Source organism: Limnohabitans sp. INBF003 (assembly GCF_055396645.1).
In genome coordinates this window covers 1603761-1621524 of sequence record NZ_AP029222.1, presented here as the reverse complement: position 1 = coordinate 1621524, position 17764 = coordinate 1603761, and the positions used below count along the sequence as shown (strand labels likewise).

The 17764-nt window shown below is 59.5% G+C and carries 19 protein-coding genes; 13 read left to right on the top strand and 6 right to left on the bottom strand.

From position 1 onward, the window contains the following. Window positions 1-83: 83 nt before the first annotated feature. Together ACZ5VE_RS07395 and ACZ5VE_RS07390 are read left to right on the top strand one after the other, a co-directional pair. A complete protein-coding gene (locus tag ACZ5VE_RS07395) occupies window positions 84-1055 on the top strand; it encodes an alpha/beta hydrolase (RefSeq protein ID WP_464457352.1) in 972 nt (323 codons plus the stop codon). Window positions 1056-1059: 4 nt separating this feature from the next. Continuing rightward, window positions 1060-1917, top strand: a complete 858-nt coding sequence (locus ACZ5VE_RS07390) for a YbgC/FadM family acyl-CoA thioesterase (protein ID WP_464457351.1) — start codon at window positions 1060-1062, stop codon at window positions 1915-1917. Window positions 1918-1928: 11 nt separating this feature from the next. Here the strand turns inward: ACZ5VE_RS07390 and ACZ5VE_RS07385 are convergent, their stop codons facing one another. Together ACZ5VE_RS07385 and ygfZ are read right to left on the bottom strand one after the other, a co-directional pair. Continuing rightward, window positions 1929-2249, bottom strand: a complete 321-nt coding sequence (locus ACZ5VE_RS07385; RefSeq protein WP_291923655.1) for an HNH endonuclease — start codon at window positions 2247-2249, stop codon at window positions 1929-1931. Between the two features lie 24 nt (window positions 2250-2273). Further along, the gene (gene ygfZ, locus ACZ5VE_RS07380) at window positions 2274-3230 is read right to left on the bottom strand and encodes a CAF17-like 4Fe-4S cluster assembly/insertion protein YgfZ (protein ID WP_464457350.1); all 957 of its coding nucleotides are present in this window, start codon (window positions 3228-3230) and stop codon (window positions 2274-2276) included. Window positions 3231-3300: 70 nt separating this feature from the next. Here ygfZ and mltG point away from each other — a divergent pair, with 70 nt between their 5' ends. The 10 genes from mltG to ACZ5VE_RS07330 all read left to right on the top strand — a co-directional run bounded on the left by mltG (window position 3301) and on the right by ACZ5VE_RS07330 (window position 11569). Then, window positions 3301-4317, top strand: a complete 1017-nt coding sequence (mltG, locus tag ACZ5VE_RS07375; protein WP_464457349.1) for an endolytic transglycosylase MltG — start codon at window positions 3301-3303, stop codon at window positions 4315-4317. A gap of 48 nt (window positions 4318-4365) precedes the next feature. After that, window positions 4366-5007: a dTMP kinase gene (gene tmk / locus ACZ5VE_RS07370; RefSeq protein ID WP_464457348.1), complete on the top strand. Its 642-nt coding sequence runs from the start codon at window positions 4366-4368 to the stop codon at window positions 5005-5007. After that, the gene (locus ACZ5VE_RS07365; protein ID WP_464457347.1) at window positions 5004-6008 is read left to right on the top strand and encodes a DNA polymerase III subunit delta'; all 1005 of its coding nucleotides are present in this window, start codon (window positions 5004-5006) and stop codon (window positions 6006-6008) included. The genes tmk and ACZ5VE_RS07365 overlap by 4 nt, the downstream gene beginning before the upstream one ends. Before the next feature lie 3 nt (window positions 6009-6011). Continuing rightward, window positions 6012-6818: a TatD family hydrolase gene (locus ACZ5VE_RS07360; protein WP_464457346.1), complete on the top strand. Its 807-nt coding sequence runs from the start codon at window positions 6012-6014 to the stop codon at window positions 6816-6818. A 6-nt stretch (window positions 6819-6824) separates the two neighbouring features. Beyond that, entirely contained in the window at window positions 6825-7676 is an 852-nt protein-coding gene (locus ACZ5VE_RS07355) for an ankyrin repeat domain-containing protein (protein WP_464457345.1), read from the top strand. Between the two features lie 168 nt (window positions 7677-7844). Then, the gene (locus ACZ5VE_RS07350) at window positions 7845-8126 is read left to right on the top strand and encodes an HU family DNA-binding protein (RefSeq protein ID WP_108286887.1); all 282 of its coding nucleotides are present in this window, start codon (window positions 7845-7847) and stop codon (window positions 8124-8126) included. Between the two features lie 191 nt (window positions 8127-8317). Continuing rightward, window positions 8318-8917, top strand: coding sequence for a hypothetical protein (locus ACZ5VE_RS07345; protein WP_464457344.1), 600 nt, complete (start codon window positions 8318-8320; stop codon window positions 8915-8917). A gap of 125 nt (window positions 8918-9042) precedes the next feature. Beyond that, the gene (ylqF, locus tag ACZ5VE_RS07340; RefSeq protein ID WP_464457343.1) at window positions 9043-9969 is read left to right on the top strand and encodes a ribosome biogenesis GTPase YlqF; all 927 of its coding nucleotides are present in this window, start codon (window positions 9043-9045) and stop codon (window positions 9967-9969) included. Window positions 9970-9983: 14 nt separating this feature from the next. Continuing rightward, window positions 9984-10589 carry a 3'-5' exonuclease gene (locus ACZ5VE_RS07335; RefSeq protein ID WP_464457342.1) on the top strand — a complete coding sequence of 202 codons (606 nt, stop codon included), beginning with the start codon at window positions 9984-9986 and terminating at the stop codon, window positions 10587-10589. Window positions 10590-10669: 80 nt separating this feature from the next. Then, window positions 10670-11569 carry a hypothetical protein gene (locus ACZ5VE_RS07330; RefSeq protein WP_464457341.1) on the top strand — a complete coding sequence of 300 codons (900 nt, stop codon included), beginning with the start codon at window positions 10670-10672 and terminating at the stop codon, window positions 11567-11569. A gap of 179 nt (window positions 11570-11748) precedes the next feature. Here the strand turns inward: ACZ5VE_RS07330 and ACZ5VE_RS07325 are convergent, their stop codons facing one another. Beyond that, window positions 11749-11994 carry a muconolactone Delta-isomerase family protein gene (locus ACZ5VE_RS07325; protein WP_464457340.1) on the bottom strand — a complete coding sequence of 82 codons (246 nt, stop codon included), beginning with the start codon at window positions 11992-11994 and terminating at the stop codon, window positions 11749-11751. Between the two features lie 72 nt (window positions 11995-12066). After that, window positions 12067-13140 carry an alkene reductase gene (locus ACZ5VE_RS07320; RefSeq protein WP_464457339.1) on the bottom strand — a complete coding sequence of 358 codons (1074 nt, stop codon included), beginning with the start codon at window positions 13138-13140 and terminating at the stop codon, window positions 12067-12069. 101 nt (window positions 13141-13241) lie between these two features. Here ACZ5VE_RS07320 and ACZ5VE_RS07315 point away from each other — a divergent pair, with 101 nt between their 5' ends. Further along, the gene (locus tag ACZ5VE_RS07315; protein ID WP_464457338.1) at window positions 13242-14174 is read left to right on the top strand and encodes a LysR family transcriptional regulator; all 933 of its coding nucleotides are present in this window, start codon (window positions 13242-13244) and stop codon (window positions 14172-14174) included. A 66-nt stretch (window positions 14175-14240) separates the two neighbouring features. On the opposite strand, the gene lpdA is transcribed toward ACZ5VE_RS07315, so the two are convergent. Together lpdA and aceF are read right to left on the bottom strand one after the other, a co-directional pair. After that, window positions 14241-16082, bottom strand: coding sequence for a dihydrolipoyl dehydrogenase (lpdA, locus tag ACZ5VE_RS07310; protein WP_464457337.1), 1842 nt, complete (start codon window positions 16080-16082; stop codon window positions 14241-14243). Between the two features lie 9 nt (window positions 16083-16091). Continuing rightward, window positions 16092-17759 (bottom strand): dihydrolipoyllysine-residue acetyltransferase, encoded by a 1668-nt coding sequence (gene aceF / locus ACZ5VE_RS07305; RefSeq protein WP_464457336.1) that lies wholly within the window; start codon window positions 17757-17759, stop codon window positions 16092-16094. Window positions 17760-17764 lie beyond the last annotated feature (5 nt).

The window sequence follows — 17764 nt, the reverse complement described above, 5'->3', positions numbered from 1 at the left end:
CATTTTGATGCAGGAATGGGCTTTGGGCATGCGGGGGCTGTCACCCTTGTTTGCCCTTGCCTCCACCGCCACCCCCAACGCCCATGAGCAGCCACCACACCAACCCCCGCGCTTTACTGAACGATGCCACGCGCAGCCTGATCGAGCGGGTGCAGCGCGCAGGCCGCCCGCCCATGGCCGCGATGACGCCCGCTCAAGCCCGCGAGTTTTACAACATCGGCGGGCCCATGCTCGACCTGCAGCCCGCACCGCACGTGGACCGGGTAGAAGACATCCGCATCCCCGCCCGCGATGGCCATGCCATGCCCGCCCGGCTGTACGCCCCCAAGCAGATGCCGGGCGACACAGGCTTGCCCGTGCTGCTGTACATCCACGGCGGTGGTTTCACCGTGGGGAGCTTGACCACGCACGATGTGCTTTGCCGCCAACTCTCTCGCCAAGGCCACTGCGCCGTGGTGTCGCTGGACTACCGGCTGGCCCCGGAACACCGGTTCCCGACCGCTGTGCACGACAGTTGGGATGCGCTGACCTGGCTGCACCAGCATGGCCAGACATTGGGCTTGGACACCACGCGCCTGGCCGTGGGCGGCGACAGCGCAGGCGGCACCTTGAGCGCCGTGTGCGCCTTGATGGCCCGCGATGCAGGTTTGAAGCTGGCGCTGCAGTTGTTGTTTTACCCTGGGACCACCGCCCACCAAAACACGGCTTCGCACCACACATTTGCCGATGGCTTCATGCTCGACCAAGCCACGGTGGACTGGTTTTTTGCCCAATACATTGACAAAGCCGACCGCGATGACTGGCGCTTTGCACCTTTGAACGCCCCTGACCATTCGGGCTTGGCCCCCGCCTGGATTGGCTTGGCCGAATGTGACCCGCTGGTGGACGAAGGCGTTCAATACGCCGACACCTTGCGCATGGCCGGTGTGCCGGTCGATTTGGAGATTTACAAAGGCGTGGTGCATGGTTTCATCACCATGGGCCGCGCCATTCCCGACGCCCTGCAAGCGCATGCCGATGCAGGCCGGGCCTTGAAACACGCTTTTGAAAGTTGAACCCATGAAACGCCAGGATTTTCGTTTTTCTCACCGCATGCGCGTGCGCTGGGTCGAAGTGGACATGCAAAAGATCGTCTTCAACGGCCACTATCTCATGTACTTTGACACCGCCGTGACCGACTATTGGCGGCAACTGGCCATGCCTTATGCCGAAACCATGCAGCAGCTGGGTGGCGATCTGTTTGTTAAAAAGGCCAGCGTTGAGTACCACGCCAGTGCCGAGATGGACGATTTTCTGGACGTGTGCATGCGCTGCGACCGCGTGGGCAACTCGTCCATGACCTTTGCAGGGGCCATTTTTCGAGGCGATGAGCTGCTGATCACCAGCGAGCTGGTTTATGTGTACGCCGACCCGGTGGCCAAGAAAAGCCAGCCCATCCCGGCCCCGCTGCGCGACATGCTGGAAGGCTTTGAGCGCGGCGAAGACATGGTGCAGGTGCATGTGGGCTCTTGGCACGACTTCCAGAAGCTGGCCGGCCCGCTGCGCACCGAGGTGTTTGTGCATGAGCAAAAAGTGCCAGTCGAGATGGAGTTAGACCACGAAGACGATAAGGCCTTGCACGCCGTCGCCCTGAACCGCATGGGCTTTTGTTTGGCCACAGGCCGCCTAATCCAGCACGCGCCCGGTGTGGCCCGCATCGGCCGGATGGCGGTCAAAAAGCAAATGCGTGGGAGTGACCTGGGCCGTCGGGTGCTGCATGCCCTGATGGAGGCTGCGCAGCACCGGGGCGACAAGCAGGTGATCCTGCACGCCCAATGCAGTGCCGAAGCTTTTTACAAACGCTCTGGCTTTGAGCCGCAAGGCGCGGTGTTTGAGGAGGCAGGGATTGCGCACATCGAGATGGTGCGCAAGATTTGACTGGAAGCGGTTCAGGCCGCTTTTTCAATATCAGCCAATGCAGTTTTCACAACATCGGCCACTGTCGACCGGTTGATGCCTTTCTCTTTGCAGTAGTTGGACTCGAGCCAAATCCGCAAATCCTTCGCACCTTTGCTCGCATTGCATGACATGCAGCACAGTGAAATATTGGTGCGGGTGATGATGGCTTCGTCATTGATGATGTGTTCCCAAGAAGGCTTTTCCCCACGGCTAAGTGCCGGTACTGAAAAGTCTCGGCGGCAATAGACGCAGGCTTTGTCTCTCTGCAACACCTCTGCTTCTAGCCATGGAGGTATGTTCCAACGGTTCAAGTCAGTTCTCCAGCGCTGGCCACTTCAAATATCCGCGAGCAACTCGTAAGGAAGCGCGATGGGCGTCATGGCCGTTCCTGTTGACAGATCCGTGTGCCAGCCTGTTTGCAGACTCTCGGTCGTGCCGCTCACCAGCGCATCAAATCCTTGTCCGTCAGGCCGCGCGGCACACAAGACCACGGTGGCGCAGGGTTGTGCGGGGTCGGTGGGCGTGAAGATGTCTTGCCCGGCAGCCAGGTTGACGGGGCTGTGCATGAGCGCCGTGCGGCGCTTGAGCGTGCCGCGAAACTGGCTGCGGGCCACCACTTCTTGCCCGGGGTAGCAGCCTTTTTTGAAGTTCACGCCCCCCACCGACTCGTAATTGAGCATTTGGGGCACAAAGGCCTCGAACACGGGCTGGCTGACCAGGGTCACGCCGCTCACCACTTCGGCCCACTGCCAGACTTCTGGCGAGACCTCGGGGGCTGCAGGCAGCGCATGGCCCGCCGGGGCGATCCACAAAGCGCGTGGGATTTTGGATTCGCCCAGCACGGCCGGATAAAGGGCCACAGCATGCGCCCCGTCGGTGACCGTGGTCTGCCAAGGGGCAGCTGAGCCCACGGCAGCCCAAGCGCTGCCCCCCAGCAAACCGCGCAGCTGCCACTGGCCTGTGGCGTCGGTCATTTTGACTTTGGCGCGCAGCACAAACATGGACAGGCGCTTCAAGGTCTGGGCCAGCAAATCGAGGCTCAAGACCAGCAAAACCGTGTCAGGCGCGGTCTTGACGAGCACAAAACTGGCCTGCATGCGGCCCTTGGCTGAGCAAAAAGCCGCCAGGCGCGATTGGCCCACGGGCAGCAACAGCACGTCGTTGCTCAATTGGTTGTGCAAAAAGTTCGTCGCATCTTCGCCCTGGGCCTGAATCACGCCCAGATGGGGCAGGGCGCTGACGCCGTTCAAAAGGGTCTGGCGGTGAGGGCTGAATGGGGCAAGGGTGTTCATGTCGCGGCTCTGTCGTCTGGCAAGGCGTGAATTATCATCCCCCCACGTTTTCAACACCCGAACAAAGGACATGGCCGTGCTCAAAGGCTTGATGAAGTTACTGACAAGCCTGCTGGTGATCGCTCTGGGCCTCGGCGCCGGGGCATTCTGGTGGATTCAGCAGCCGCTGGACACGCGCCAGGCCACGCTGGATTTGTCCATCGAGCCCGGCACATCGCCCAAAGCCATTGCACAAGCCGTGGCCGACGCCGGGGCACAGACCTCACCCACGCTCTTGTACGCCTGGTTTCGTTTGTCGGGCCAATCGCGCCAGATGCGTGCAGGCAGCTACGAAATCGCGCCCGGCACCACGCCCCAAAGGCTGCTGAACATGCTGGTGCGGGGTGAAGAAAGCCTGCGCACCGTGACGATTGTGGAAGGCTGGAACTGGCGGCAAGTGCGCCAGGCGCTGGGCAAGGCCGACAACCTCAAGCCCGACAGCCGCGCCTTGGCCGATGACGCCTTGATGGCGCAACTGGGGCGCCCCGGCGTGGCCCCGGAAGGGCGCTTTTACCCGGACACCTATTCGTATGCCAAGGGCGCAAGCGATCTGGCCGTTTTGCAGCGGGCCATGAAGTCCATGGACAAACACCTGCAGCAGGCCTGGGATGCCCGCCACGCCGGTGTGTCGGTCAAGTCTCTTGAAGAAGCCCTGACGCTGGCCAGCATTGTCGAAAAAGAAACCGGCAAGGGCGCTGACCGGCCCATGATTTCGGGCGTTTTCAACAACCGGCTGCGCATTGGCATGCGCTTGCAAACCGACCCGACGGTGATTTATGGCTTGGGCGAAGCCTTTGACGGCAACCTGCGCCGTGTCCACTTGACCACCGATACGCCCTGGAACACCTACACCCGCGCTGGTCTGCCGCCCACGCCGATCGCCATGCCGGGCAAGGCCGCTTTGCTGGCCGCCGTGCAGCCCGCCAAGACGCCCGCCCTGTACTTTGTGGCCAAAGGCGATGGCAGCAGCCACTTCAGCGCTACCCTGGACGAGCACAACTGGGCCGTCAACCGCTACCAGCGCGGCATCAAAAACGGCAACGATTGATGCCGGGCGTGAGCCTGCGACAATCGGGTTTTCCCAATTTCACACACCATGACACGCGGTTTGTTCATCAGTTTTGAAGGCATCGACGGTGCGGGCAAGTCCACGCACATCGCGCGCGTGGCCAACCTGTTCCGCGAAGCGGGCAGGGCGCTTGTTTTGACCCGCGAACCGGGCGGCACCCCCTTGTCTGAAAAGTTGCGCGAATTGGTGCTGCACGAGCCCATGGACGCACTGACCGAAGCGCTGTTGATGTTTGCCGCCCGCCGTGAGCACCTGGTGCAGGTGATCGAGCCCGCGCTGGCCCGGGGCGATGTGGTGCTGTGCGACCGGTTCACCGATGCCACTTTTGCCTACCAAGGCGGTGGGCGCGGTTTTGACTGGCAGGTGCTGGCCCAGCTAGAGCGCATGGTGCAGGCTTTGCCTCATGGCGAGTTGCGCCAGCCTGAACTGACCGTGTGGTTTGACTTGGACCCGCAAATTGCCGCGCAGCGCCTGGCCTCTGCCCGTGTGCCCGACAAGTTCGAATCTCAGCCCGCCGACTTTTTTGCCGCTGTGCGGGCAGGCTATGCCAAGCGGCAAGCCGAAATGCCCGCCCGTTTTGCACGAATCGATGCCGCCCAAAGCATGGACGCCGTGGGCTCGGACGTGAGCCGTGTGGTCACCGAATGGTTGAAACGGGTTGCCGCATGAGCGCCGTCTTGAACGCCCCATGGATTGCCCGTCAGGCCACCGATTTGCTGGCCCAGCGCGGCCATGCCTGGTTGCTGCAAGGCCCGTCGGGCCTGGGCCAATATGACTTGGCGCTGGCTTTGGTGTCGGCCTGGTTGTGCGAAAAACCGACCGAGAACGGCGCTTGCGGTGAATGCGCCAGCTGCCACGCCATTGCCGTGCACACTCATGCCGACCTGGCGGTGCTGATGCCCGAGACGGTGATGATCGAGTTGGGCTGGCCCTTGTCTGAAAAAGCCCAGGACGAGATCGACAAGAAAACCCGCAAGCCCAGCAAAGAGATCCGGGTGGACGCCATGCGCGATGCGGTGGAGTTTTCGCAGCGCACCGATGCACGCGGACGCGGCAAAGCCGTGCTGGTGTTTCCGGCCGAGCGCATGAACACCATCACGGCCAATGCTTTGCTCAAAACCCTGGAGGAGCCGCCCGGTGATGTGCGCTTTGTGCTGGCCACCGAGGCCAGCCACATGCTGCTGCCCACCATCCGCAGCCGTTGCCTGGCCCACACCATGAAGTGGCCTGAGGCCGATGAAGCGCTGGCTTGGTTGACCGGGCAGGGCGTGCAAGCGCCTGTGGCGCAGGCTTTGTTGCGCAGCGCAGGCGGCAGGCCCACCGATGTGCTGCGCCAGGCCGAAGCCGGTTTGTCGCCCGACTGGTGGGCCGCGCTGCCCAAAGCCATGCGCCAGGGTGATGCCCGGCACTTGGCCGATTTGAGTCCCGCCCAGGCCATTGATGCCCTGCAAAAGCTTTGCCACGACCTGGTGTTGCGCCAGTCTGGCGCTGCGCCGCGCTTTTTTGATGCGAGCCAATTGCCCGCAAGCAATGCATCGGTGGCGGTGCTGACCGATTGGTTCAAGCGCCTGATGCAATCGGCCCGCACGGCCGAGCACCCTTTCAATGCCGGTCTGATGCTGGAAGCCCTGACCGCCGATGCCCAACAAACCCTGCTGTCCAAGGGCTGAACGATGTACACCGATTCTCACTGTCACCTGAATTTCCCCGAGCTGATGAGCCAGCTGGACAGCATCCAGCAGGCCATGCTGGCAGCCCAAGTGACCCGCGCCCTGTGCATTTGCACCACGATGGAAGACTTTGACAGTGTTCACGGCCTGGCCATGGCCCATGACAACATGTGGGCCACCGTGGGCGTGCACCCGGACAACGAAGGCGTGCGCGAACCCAGCCTGCAAGACTTGCTGGACGGTGCTGCCCGCGCCAAAGTGGTGGCGATTGGTGAAACCGGTCTCGACTATTACCAAATGGAAGAGCGAAAGGGCGGGCGTACCGTGGCCGATATGGAATGGCAGCGCGAGCGTTTTCGGACCCACATCCGGGCTGCACGCCAGACGGGTTTGCCACTGGTCATTCACACGCGCCAGGCTTCGGAAGACACGATCGCCATCCTGAAGGAAGAGGGCGAAACGGGTGGGGCAGGTTGCGCGGGTGGCGTGTTCCACTGCTTTACCGAAAGCATGCAGGTGGCCCGCGCTGCTTTGGACTTGGGCTTTTACATCTCTTTGTCGGGTATTTTGACTTTCAAGACGGCGGCCGATTTGCGCGAAGTGGCCAAATTTGTGCCCGATGACCGCCTGCTGATCGAGACCGACAGCCCTTATTTGGCACCTGTTCCATACCGCGGCAAGCTGAACAACCCGTCTTATGTGCCCTTTGTGGCCAAGTTGTTGGGCGAACTGCGAGGCAGCAGTTCCGAGGCGATTGGCGAGTTGACCACGCAAAACTTCTTGAAATTGTTCGCCAAGACAGCGGGTTAATAGCTTATGCAATACATTCAGTACATCAAAAAGTGCATTGTTTTTATTGGATTTTTTGCAATTTGCTTAGGCTCTTTCGCAGGGTCGTACGAGGACTTTTTCAAAGCTGTTCAGATTGACGATGTCAAAACCGTTCAGGCTTTGTTGCAGCGCGGGTTCGACCCGAACACCGTCAACCCGGCTGGAATGGCGGGCTTGATGATCGCTGTGCGCGAACCTTCGCTCAAGGTCGCCCAGTTGTTGGCTGGCTGGCCCAAGGTCAAAGCCGAGGTGCGCAACGACAAGGACGAAAGCGTTTTGATGTTGGCCGCACTCAAGGGCTATTTGCCCTTGGTCAAGCAGCTGGTTGAAAACGACGCCGATGTGAACAAACCCGGCTGGACACCTTTGCATTACGCGGCATCCACAGGCCAAGTGGCTGTGATCGAATTCTTGCTTGAAAACAGCGCCTACATCGACGCCGAATCGCCCAACGGCAGCACGCCATTGATGATGGCGGCCATGTACGGCAGCCCCGAAGCGGTCAAGGTCTTGATTCAGGCTGGGGCTGATCTGGGCATCAAAAACCAGCTGGGCCTGACAGCGCTTGATTTCGCGGTGCGCGGCAATCGCCAAAATGCCAAGGAACTGATCGCGACAGGCCTGCAGCGCCAGGCGGCGCGTGCAGCCAAGGCTCAGACACCCAAGCTGACGCCAAACGATGTGAGTGTGCAGACAGCGCCATCGCAAGCCACGACCCAAGCGGGTCCGGTCAATACACCGTCAACAGCCAACACTGCGGAATCGTCAGCGCCGGTTTTGCCTCCAGCGGCTGAAGCATCGGTGCCCGCATCTAAACCGGTCAAAACGGGTTGGTGATCGGTCGGCATGAACTTCAAGTCCCCATTCACTCATCATTTGATTCATACGATGTATCTTATGTAAAGTAATATAATTTGAATAAGTTGTATAAATTCAGTGCAATCGATCAGCCAACGCCATCGTTACATGGCAAAATCCCGGCGTTCTATTAATTTGGAGAAAATCATGAACAAAGCAGAATTGATCGAAGCATTGGCCAAAGAAACAGACATGTCCAAAGCAGCTGCCGGCCGTGCCGTGAGCGCTTTGGTTGAAATCATCACCAAGACCGTTGCCAAGAAGCAAGACGTGCAACTGATTGGCTTTGGTACCTTCAAAGCCGCCAAGCGTGCAGCACGCGTTGGCAAGAACCCACGTACTGGCGAGAAGCTGAAAATTGCAGCTGCCACCGTGCCCCGCTTCAGCGCTGGTGCCGCTTTCAAAGCAGCCGTGAACAAGAAGAAGTAATTTCCAATTGCTTCCGCCGAAAGGCAGCCATGGTGACCCACCTGGCTGCCTTTTTTCATGGGCGTTCGGTTGATGGGGCATGTCCCGTGATGCTGCATGGAACTTGTGGGTGTTGGCGAACAGCGCAAGCGCATCCGGTCAGATAACTTGTGCGGGTCTGGTGTTTTGTATCACCACGAAGAAAGCCCAACATGACCTCTCCACGATATGTTTTCATGGCTTGCTTGGCCCTGCTGCCGGTCTTGTGGCTGCCACAGACTGCACAAGCGCAAAGAGCCGATGACCAAGCCCCGCGCAAAGCACAGCGCCAAGCCAAGTCAGCGCCTCATGCGCCGCAGGTGCACAAAGCGGCCGATCAACGCCCTGCCGCCAAGCAGCAACGCAGCAAACGTTGGCATCCCCATCACCCGCCTGCAGAGATGCCGCCCTTCATGCCACCGCACATGACGGCACCCTCACCTGCTGCAGAAATTCGGATCGGGCAGTATTTTCAATCGCACCACCTAGAGGCCGCGAAAAGCTACTACAGCAGGCCCGAGAACATGGGTTTTTGCCCACCAGGCTTGGCCAAAAAGGGCACTGGCTGCTTGCCTCCCGGCCAGGCCAAACAGTGGCACAAAGGCGCGCCACTGCCGCAAGGTGTGATTTATTACGACGTGCCCCGGTCGGTTGTTGTCACATTGGGTGTACCCCCACCGGGCTACAAATATGTCCGTGTTGCGTCCGATATCTTGCTGATCGCCATCGGCACCCGCCTGGTGATTGACGCCATGGAAGACCTGGTTCATTAGCTTCTTCAACCATTGCAGACGCACACCATCGCTCGTTGACCCGACGGGCACTTGTGAAAATTGAATCGCCCAAGCCGAAGTGACCGACAATCACCCTCTTTGACTTTCGGTTGGCAGCGGCTTTTATGGCGATTCAATGGTTTCCCGGACACATGCACCTCACGCGCAAAGCGATTGGGGAACGCATCAAAGACATCGACGTCGTCATCGAAATGCTCGACGCCCGCTTGCCTGGCTCCAGCGCCAACCCGATGCTGGCCGAGCTGATTCAAGGCAAACCGGGCCTCAAAATACTGAGCAAGCAAGACCTGGCCGATCCGGTGCAAACGGCTGCATGGCTGCGCCACTACAACGCCTTGCCCGATGTGCGCGCCTTGGGCCTGGACACCAGCATGGTCTCGCCTGCCAAGGCCTTGATAGAAGCGTGTCAACAATTGGCCCCCAACCGGGGTGGCATGGTCAAACCCATGCGCGTGCTCATTTGCGGCATTCCTAACGTGGGCAAATCCACCCTGATCAACACCCTCAAAGGCAAACGCGCGGCCAAAACCGGTGACGAGGCGGGCGTGACCAAGTTGGAGCAGCGCATCACGCTGGCCGACGACTTTTATTTGTACGACACGCCTGGCGTGCTGTGGCCGCGCATCATCGTTGAGCAAAGCGGCTTCAATCTGGCCGCCAGTGGTGCCATTGGCGTGAACGCGTTTGACGAAGAAGTGGTGGCGTTGGAGTTGCTGAACTACCTGATCCCGAACTACCCACAAGCACTGGAAGCCCGCTACAAAATCAAGGACGTGGCCAGCCACACCGACGAAACCATGCTCGAAGCCATTGCCCGCCAACGCGGCGCCATACAAAGCGGCGGGCGTGTGAATACGACCAAGGCAGCTGAGCTGGTGATCCACGATTTCCGATCTGCCGCTTTGGGCCGCGTGACGCTGGAAACACCCGAAGAATTTGCCCAATGGCTGGCCGAGGGCAAAAAAGCCGACGCGGAACGCGCCCAACGCAAAGAAGGCTCGAAAAAAGCCAAAAAACAGGCTCGCGAATGACCTCCGGCCAAAGCATGCAAAACCAAACCCCGCACCGCGCCACCCCCGACAAAGAGGCCATCGCCCTCCTCCCCACGTTCGAGCGACTCGGGCTGGACCGCATCACCTTGGTGAGCACCGGTGCACAGGCCGGCCGGGCCTATGACCAACTCGTGCTCGCGCAGGCTTGGGGTTTTGACACCGAATCCAAACCAACCTTCAAGGTGGGCGAACAGTCTGACGGCCCGCACATCCTGCAGCTGTCCACAGCAGAACGGGCTTGGGTGTTTCAGCTGCACGAACCCGAATGCCGCACCGTGGCCGCCGACTTGCTGGCATTCAAAGGCATCGCCAAAGCCGGTTTTGGCCTGGGTGACGACCGCAAGCGCATCATCCACAAACTGGGCGTCGAGCCACAAGGCATTCTGGAACTCAACACCGTGTTCCACCAACGTGGCTACCGCAAAGACATGGGCGTCAAAGGTGCAGTGGCCGTGCTGTTCAACCAGCGCTTCATGAAGTCCAAAAAAGCAGCGACCAGCAACTGGGCCAATGCCCGCCTGACCGAGTCGCAATTGGTCTACGCGGCCAACGACGCGTATGCCGCGATTCGGGTCTGGGAAGCCTTGGGCTTGGTCTGAGCCATCGCGAAATGAAGCCCTAAAATTACTGCCAATCCCCTGCTCGCGGTCCGAGCCTGACCGCACACTGAATTCCTCCCATGTCTGACCCCACGGGCCACAGCGCCAACCCACACACCGCCCACGCCAGCTCGGTGCTGGAATTTGCCAACGCCTTGTGGCGCGTGCGCAGGCCCAAGCCCTTTGTGTTGGTCATTGAAGGTGAAGTCGGTCATGAAGGTGCCGAACCCACCGACTACCTGCATGACCAACTCCTGTTGCCCGAATGGCGCGAAGCCTTCTACAAGCTGGTCGATGCCACCGGCCTGGTGGTCTGCCTGAACTCACACACCCAACACCCCACCTACCGCGATGTGCGCGGGCGCTCCAGCAAGGGGCGCCTGAGCCAGGGCGAGTATTACCACCACGACGGCTGCACAGGCCCCGTCAAGCCGCGCTTTGTCGAAATCCGCTGCCCCATCCAGCCGCAAACACGCGGCGTGGCCACCGCTGTGGCACCGCACCGCGACGTGGTCAAAGCCATGGTGCAAGTGCTGCCTGCCGAGCTGGCCACCAACGCGGCCCTGGCTGGGCAAGGCATGAGCCCCGAAGCCCTTGAGCAAATGGACTACGCCGCGCTCGACCAATTGCAAGGCCTCATCACGCGCACCGTGCGCAAAAAGCTCAACGCCGAAGGCGCACGCAGCTACTTCCGCCAAGTCGATGCCGCTGCCAACGCCTACTTTGAACCCTGGGCCTTGGGCGAAAGCCGCTTTATTGCCAACGCCAACAGCGGCATCACCATGCAACACCGCCGCGCCTACCAAGCCCCACACACCGGCGGCGTGGCCAATGGCCACTTGGTCAAACGCTGGACGAATGAAGAACTGCTGCTACCCGGCCAAGTGGTGGACCAAGCCTTGATTGCGGCGCTGTGCAGTGAAGAAGGTGATGAGACGGATGGGGAGCGGGCTGAGGGGTGTTACCTCGGGGCGCATTGAGATGCGGTGAATACGCAGCTTAATCACCGCAGAAAATGCGGTGACTGACCGATGAGCGCAGAATGCAAAAAGCCCGGACGGATTCCCGTCCGGGCTTTTTCTTTGACAGCGCGAAGCGGTTACTTGTTACTAGGCGGCAAGTCCGTGCAGCCGCCATGCGCCACTACCGCTGTCAATCTTTATGCGACCCGCAGCGGTGTCATTTCAATCTTCATGTACGGGTAATACGGTAATTTTGAAAGTTTCGCCTCCACGTCTTGAGCATTTTGCGCAAGCATCACCAGGTAAATGCCCGCGACATCGAGCTTGATGTGTGAAGCCAGGAGGGTGCCGTCCTCCTCCCAAGTCTTGACCATGGCTTGCTCTGCAGGTAGTAAACGCATGCGAGTTTCGTTGTCCAGGCCTTGCAACAAAATATCGATCATGAACTTTTGCATTGTTTCTCTCTTTGGATGGGTGTTGATTGAATGTCATTCTGAATGGCTAAAGCCGTCAACCTATGCGGGGTCTAGCGCGGGATAGTCCACATACCCTTGCGCTTGGCCACCATACATCGTGGCGCGATCAGGCTGGTTGAAAGACGCACCGCGTTTGAAGCGCTCGGGCAAGTCGGGATTGGCCAAGAACATCGCACCAAATGACACTGCATCAGCACCACCTTGTTCAATGACTTTTGCAGCACTGTGTTGGTCATAACCTGTATTGAGCAGAAGCAAACCCGTAAACAGTTGGCGCACACGAGGTGCCAAGAGACTGACGCCTTCAGGCATTTGCGCCGGTTCCATGAAATGCAAAATACCGAGCTTGCGCGCTTCGAGCTGCTCGACAACATACAAATAGGTCTGTTCTGGCTGGCTATCGCTCATGCCGTTGTAGGGAATGCGAGGTGACAGTCGCACAGAAACCCGACCTGCGCCCCAGACAGAGATCACTGCGTCGGTGACTTTCAGCAGGAAGCGGGCACGATTTTCAATGGACCCGCCATATTGATCGGTGCGTTGATTGGACCCATCTTCAAGGAATTGGGCTGGTAGATAACCAAAAGCCCCATGAATTTCAACCCCGTCAAATCCTGCAGCTTTGGCCGCCTGTGCGCCTGCCGTGAACTGCTCAATCGCTTGCTTGATATCTGCCAGCGTCATCTCTTTCGGGGTCTCAGTGTCCTTGGGGCCTACTTGGGTATAAACCTGTCCTTTAAAACCAATTGCGGAAGGTGCGAAGGGAAGCTTACCGCCATGGAATTCAGGGTGAGACACACGACCCACGTGCCACAACTGAGCGAATATCAGACCGCCTGCAGCGTGCACCGCATCTGTGACACGTGCCCAGCCTTGAATTTGTTGATCCGTATGAATGCCCGGCGTGGATACATACCCGATGCCCTGTTCGCTCACTTGTGTGCCTTCTGTGATGATGAGACCCGCAGATGCACGTTGCGCGTAATACTGAACCATCAGGTCGTTAGGCACTCGGTCTGGGGCACGCGAGCGCGTCATAGGTGCCATGAATACGCGATTTTTGAATTCAAATGGCCCATGGCTGAACGGGCTCAATAGTTTTTCTGTCGACACGATAAATCCTTTGAAGTGGTGAAGTAAGAATCCAATGGACAGATCGTATGCTGTATCATTTTAGAAATATATAGCCCTAATTAACACATGAAGTTTCAAAATTGGAACAATTAAATTTTCAAGCCTTGGCAGACTTCAATCTGGTTGCCCGCCACGAAGGATTTGGTAAAGCAAGTCGATCCAGCGGTCTCTCCAAAGCGACTTTATCCAGACATGTCGCTGAGCTTGAAGAGGGTTTGGGTGTGCGTTTGCTCGAGCGCGTCGGCCGATCATTTAGGCTGACTGAAGAGGGCCAAAATCTTTACAACCGAACGGCTGGTTTGCTGGACGAAGTGTCTGTATCTGCGCAGGAATTAACCGAAGGTCGGGGTGAGCCACGAGGTCGATTGCGAGTCAGCGCGCCTGTCACGTTTGGGAATGCAGCCATCGGTCGGCTGGCGGCCGATTTTGCAGGTCGCTATCCTGGCGTTCAATTGGAAGTCACGGTAGAAGACCATGCCGTCGACTTGATCGCGGATGGCTACGACGTGGTGATCCGCGTCAACCCAAAGCCTAACGACGAGTTGGTGGGGCGTTGTTTTTTCCGAGATAGGCTTGCACTCGTCGCAGCCCCGTCGCTGGCTTTTCCCAAAGCGGCGGGAGGTTCTGACGCCATAGCCAGCATTCCTGCTATCGTCGGAATTGGCATGCCAGAGAACGGCACATGGACAATTCGCAGTGGTGAGGTCACTCGAACCGTTCGTCGACACGCCGTACTCAGGCTGCCCAACCCCATCATCATCAGAGACGCCGCAATCGTTGGAATTGGCGCAGCCGTTTTGGCATGGAACTTCATTGAAGATGACATCGCCAAAGGAAGACTAGTTTGTTGGGGTGAAATTCCTGAACGCGCCGTGGAGATTTGGATCCTTCATTCATCACGCCGTTTAGTCAGCAGCAAAGTAGCTGCCTTTGTAAGATTTTTATGTGATACCTACGCTGAAAAAAGGGTGGGTTTAGATGGACTTCCTCAGCCAGGATTGAGTGCGCTCTGAAGCAGCAAATGAAATAAAAAAACGGACTGCTGACAGTCCGTTTTTGACTTGATGAAGCGGTGCCCCTTACTTCTTGCTAGGCGGCAAGTCCGTGCAGCTGCCATGCGCCACCTCTGCCGCCATGCCGATGCTTTCGCCCAGCGTGGGGTGGGGGTGGATGGTTTTGCCGATGTCCACGGCGTCTGCGCCCATCTCGATGGCCAGAGCGATCTCGCCAATCATGTCGCCCGCGTGTGTGCCGACCATGCCGCCGCCCAAGATCTTGCCGTGGCCGTGGGCCTCGGGGGAATCGTCAAACAGCAGTTTGGTCACGCCTTCGTCGCGGCCGTTGGCAATGGCGCGGCCCGAGGCCGTCCAAGGGAACAAGCCCTTTTTCACCTTGATGCCTTGCGCTTTGGCTTGGTCTTCGGTCAAGCCCACCCAGGCCACTTCGGGGTCGGTGTAGGCCACGCTTGGGATGACGCGTGCGTTGAACGCCGCAGCTGCCAGCTCTTTGTTGCCTTGCAGTTCGCCCGCAATCACTTCGGCCGCCACGTGGGCTTCGTGCACCGCCTTGTGCGCCAACATGGGCTGGCCCACGATGTCGCCAATGGCGAAGATGTGCGGCACGTTGGTGCGCATCTGGATGTCGACGTTGATGAAGCCGCGATCCGTCACCGCCACGCCAGCCTTCTCAGCGGCGAGTTTTTTGCCGTTGGGCGTGCGGCCCACGGCTTGCAGCACCAGGTCGTACACCTGCGGGGCGGGGGCGGTGCCGCCCTCTTCTGCCGGTGCAAACGTGACTTCAATGCCTTCAGGCAAGGCGCGTGCGGACACGGTCTTGGTCTTGAGCATGATGTTGTCAAAACGCTTGGCATTCATCTTTTGCCAAATCTTCACCAAGTCGCGGTCAGCGCCTTGCATGAGGCCGTCCATCATTTCCACCACGTCCAGGCGTGCGCCCAGCGTGCTGTAAACGGTGCCCATTTCCAGGCCGATGATGCCGCCGCCCAAGATGAGCATGCGCTTGGGCACTTCTTTGAGTTCCAAAGCACCGGTGCTGTCCACCACGCGAGGGTCGTTGGGCATGAAAGGCAAACGCACGGCTTGCGAGCCAGCAGCGATGATGGCCTTCTTGAAGGCGATCACTTTTTTGCTGCCGGTTTGCTCTTGTGCGGTGCCACTGGTCTCCAGCACTTCGAGGTGGTTTGCACCCACGAACTGGCCCAGGCCGCGCACGGTGGTGACCTTGCGCATCTTGGCCATGGCGGCCAAGCCACCAGTCAGTTTGCCGATGACTTTTTCTTTGTGGCCACGCAGCTTGTCGATGTTGACCGCAGGCGCACCGAAGTCCACGCCGAGGTCAGCCATGTGGGCCACTTCGTCCATCACTGCGGCGACGTGCAGCAGCGCTTTGGACGGGATGCAACCGACGTTGAGGCACACGCCGCCCAAGGTGGCGTAGCGCTCGACGATGACGACCTTGAGGCCCAGGTCGGCCGCACGGAACGCGGCCGAGTAGCCGCCAGGGCCACCGCCCAACACGAGCACATCGCACTCGAGGTCGGCAGAGCCGCCGAAGGACGAGGCAACGGGGGCTGGTGCAGCAGAAGCTGCTGCCGGAGCCGAAGCCGCGGGCACAGACGCCGGGGCGGCTGGAGCAGCAGCGGCGGCTGGGGCAGCCGAAGCGCCCTCCCCGTCCAGCACCAACACCACCGAGCCTTGCTTGACCTTGTCGCCCAGCTTGACTTTCAACTCTGTCACCACGCCCGCATGTGAGGATGGGATTTCCATCGAGGCCTTGTCGGACTCGACGGTGATGAGCGATTGCTCGGCTTTGACGGTGTCGCCGGGTTTGACCAGCAACTCGATCACGGCCACTTCGTCGAAGTCGCCAATGTCGGGAACTTGAATATCAATCAGTGCCATATCAAATCCTTAGAGCAACACGCGACGGAAATCGCTGAGGATCTGACCCAGGAACGCGTTGAAGCGTGCCGCCGCAGCGCCGTCGATGACGCGGTGGTCCCATGTCAGTGACAAAGGCAGCATCAGGCGCGGCACAAACTGCTTGCCGTCCCACACCGGTTCCATGGTGCTCTTGCACACACCCAGGATGGCCACTTCGGGCGCGTTGATGATGGGCGTGAAGTATTTGCCGCCGATGCCGCCGAGGCTGGAGATGGTGAACGTCGCACCCGACATTTCGGCGGGGCCGAGTTTGCCGTCGCGGGCTTTCTTGGCCAATTCGCCCATTTCCTGGCTGATTTGCAGCACGCCTTTTTTGTCGCAATCGCGAATGACCGGCACCATCAAACCATTGGGCGTGTCAGCGGCAAAGCCGATGTGCCAGTAGTTTTTGTAGACCAGCGCATCGCCGTCGAGTGAGCTGTTGAACTCGGGGTATTTCTTGAGCGCGGCCACGCAGGCCTTGATCAGGAAGGCCAGCATCGTGACTTTGACGCCCGATTTTTCGTTCTCTTTGTTGGTCGAGACGCGGAAAGCTTCGAGGTCGGTGATGTCGGCGTCGTCGTGGTTGGTGACGGCCGGGATCATGATCGCGTTGCGCAGCAGGTTGGCGCCGCTGATCTTCTTGATGCGGCCCATCTCTTTGCGCTCGATGGGGCCGAACTTGGCGAAGTCGACTTTGGGCCAAGGGATCAAGCCCAGGGCTGCGCCGTCGCCACCCGAAGCCGCAGGGGCTTTGGCCGCCTGGGCCTTGGTCTGGGCTGTGCCCGACATGATGGCCTTGGTGAAGGCTTGCACGTCGTCCACGGTGATGCGGCCTTTGGGGCCGTTGCCTTTGACCTCTTCGAGCGGCACACCCAGTTCGCGGGCGAACTTGCGCACCGATGGCGACGCATGAGGCAGCCCAAGCGTGGTGCCGCCAGGCGCGGTGGCAGGCGCGGACACCGCAGCAGCTGCAGCGGCCACTGGTGTTTGCGCGGCAGCCGGGGCCGAAGCCACGGCCACAGGTACTGCAGCCACAGCCGAAGTTGCAGCAGCAGTGGGCGCTGCAGAGGCTGCGCCTTCCAGCACGGCCAGCAAATCACCGATGTTGACGGTGTCGCCCACTTTGACTTTGAGTTCCTTGAGCACGCCAGCGTGTGAGGACGGGATTTCCATCGAGGCTTTGTCGGACTCGACGGTGATCAGCGATTGCTCGACCTTGATGGTGTCGCCTGGCTTGACCATGACTTCGATGACGGCCACGTCTTTGAAGTCGCCGATGTCGGGAATGCGCACTTCGACCGGACCAGCGGCTACAGGTGCAGCGGCTTCAGCTGCTGCTGCAACCGGTGCAGCGGCAGGAGCCGCGACAGCTGCAGTCGGAGCAGCTGGTGCAGCCGCCGGAGCTGCTGCGGCACCAGCGGCTTCCACCACCAGCACGACCGAGCCTTGCTTGACTTTGTCGCCCAAAGCGACGCGCATTTCCTTGACGACGCCTGCTGTGCTCGATGGGATTTCCATCGAGGCTTTGTCGGACTCGACCGTGATCAGCGATTGCTCGGCTTTCACGGTGTCGCCCACTTTGACCATCAACTCAATGACGGTCACTTCATCGAAATCCCCGATGTCCGGGACTTGTACTTCTGCCAATGCCATGTGTG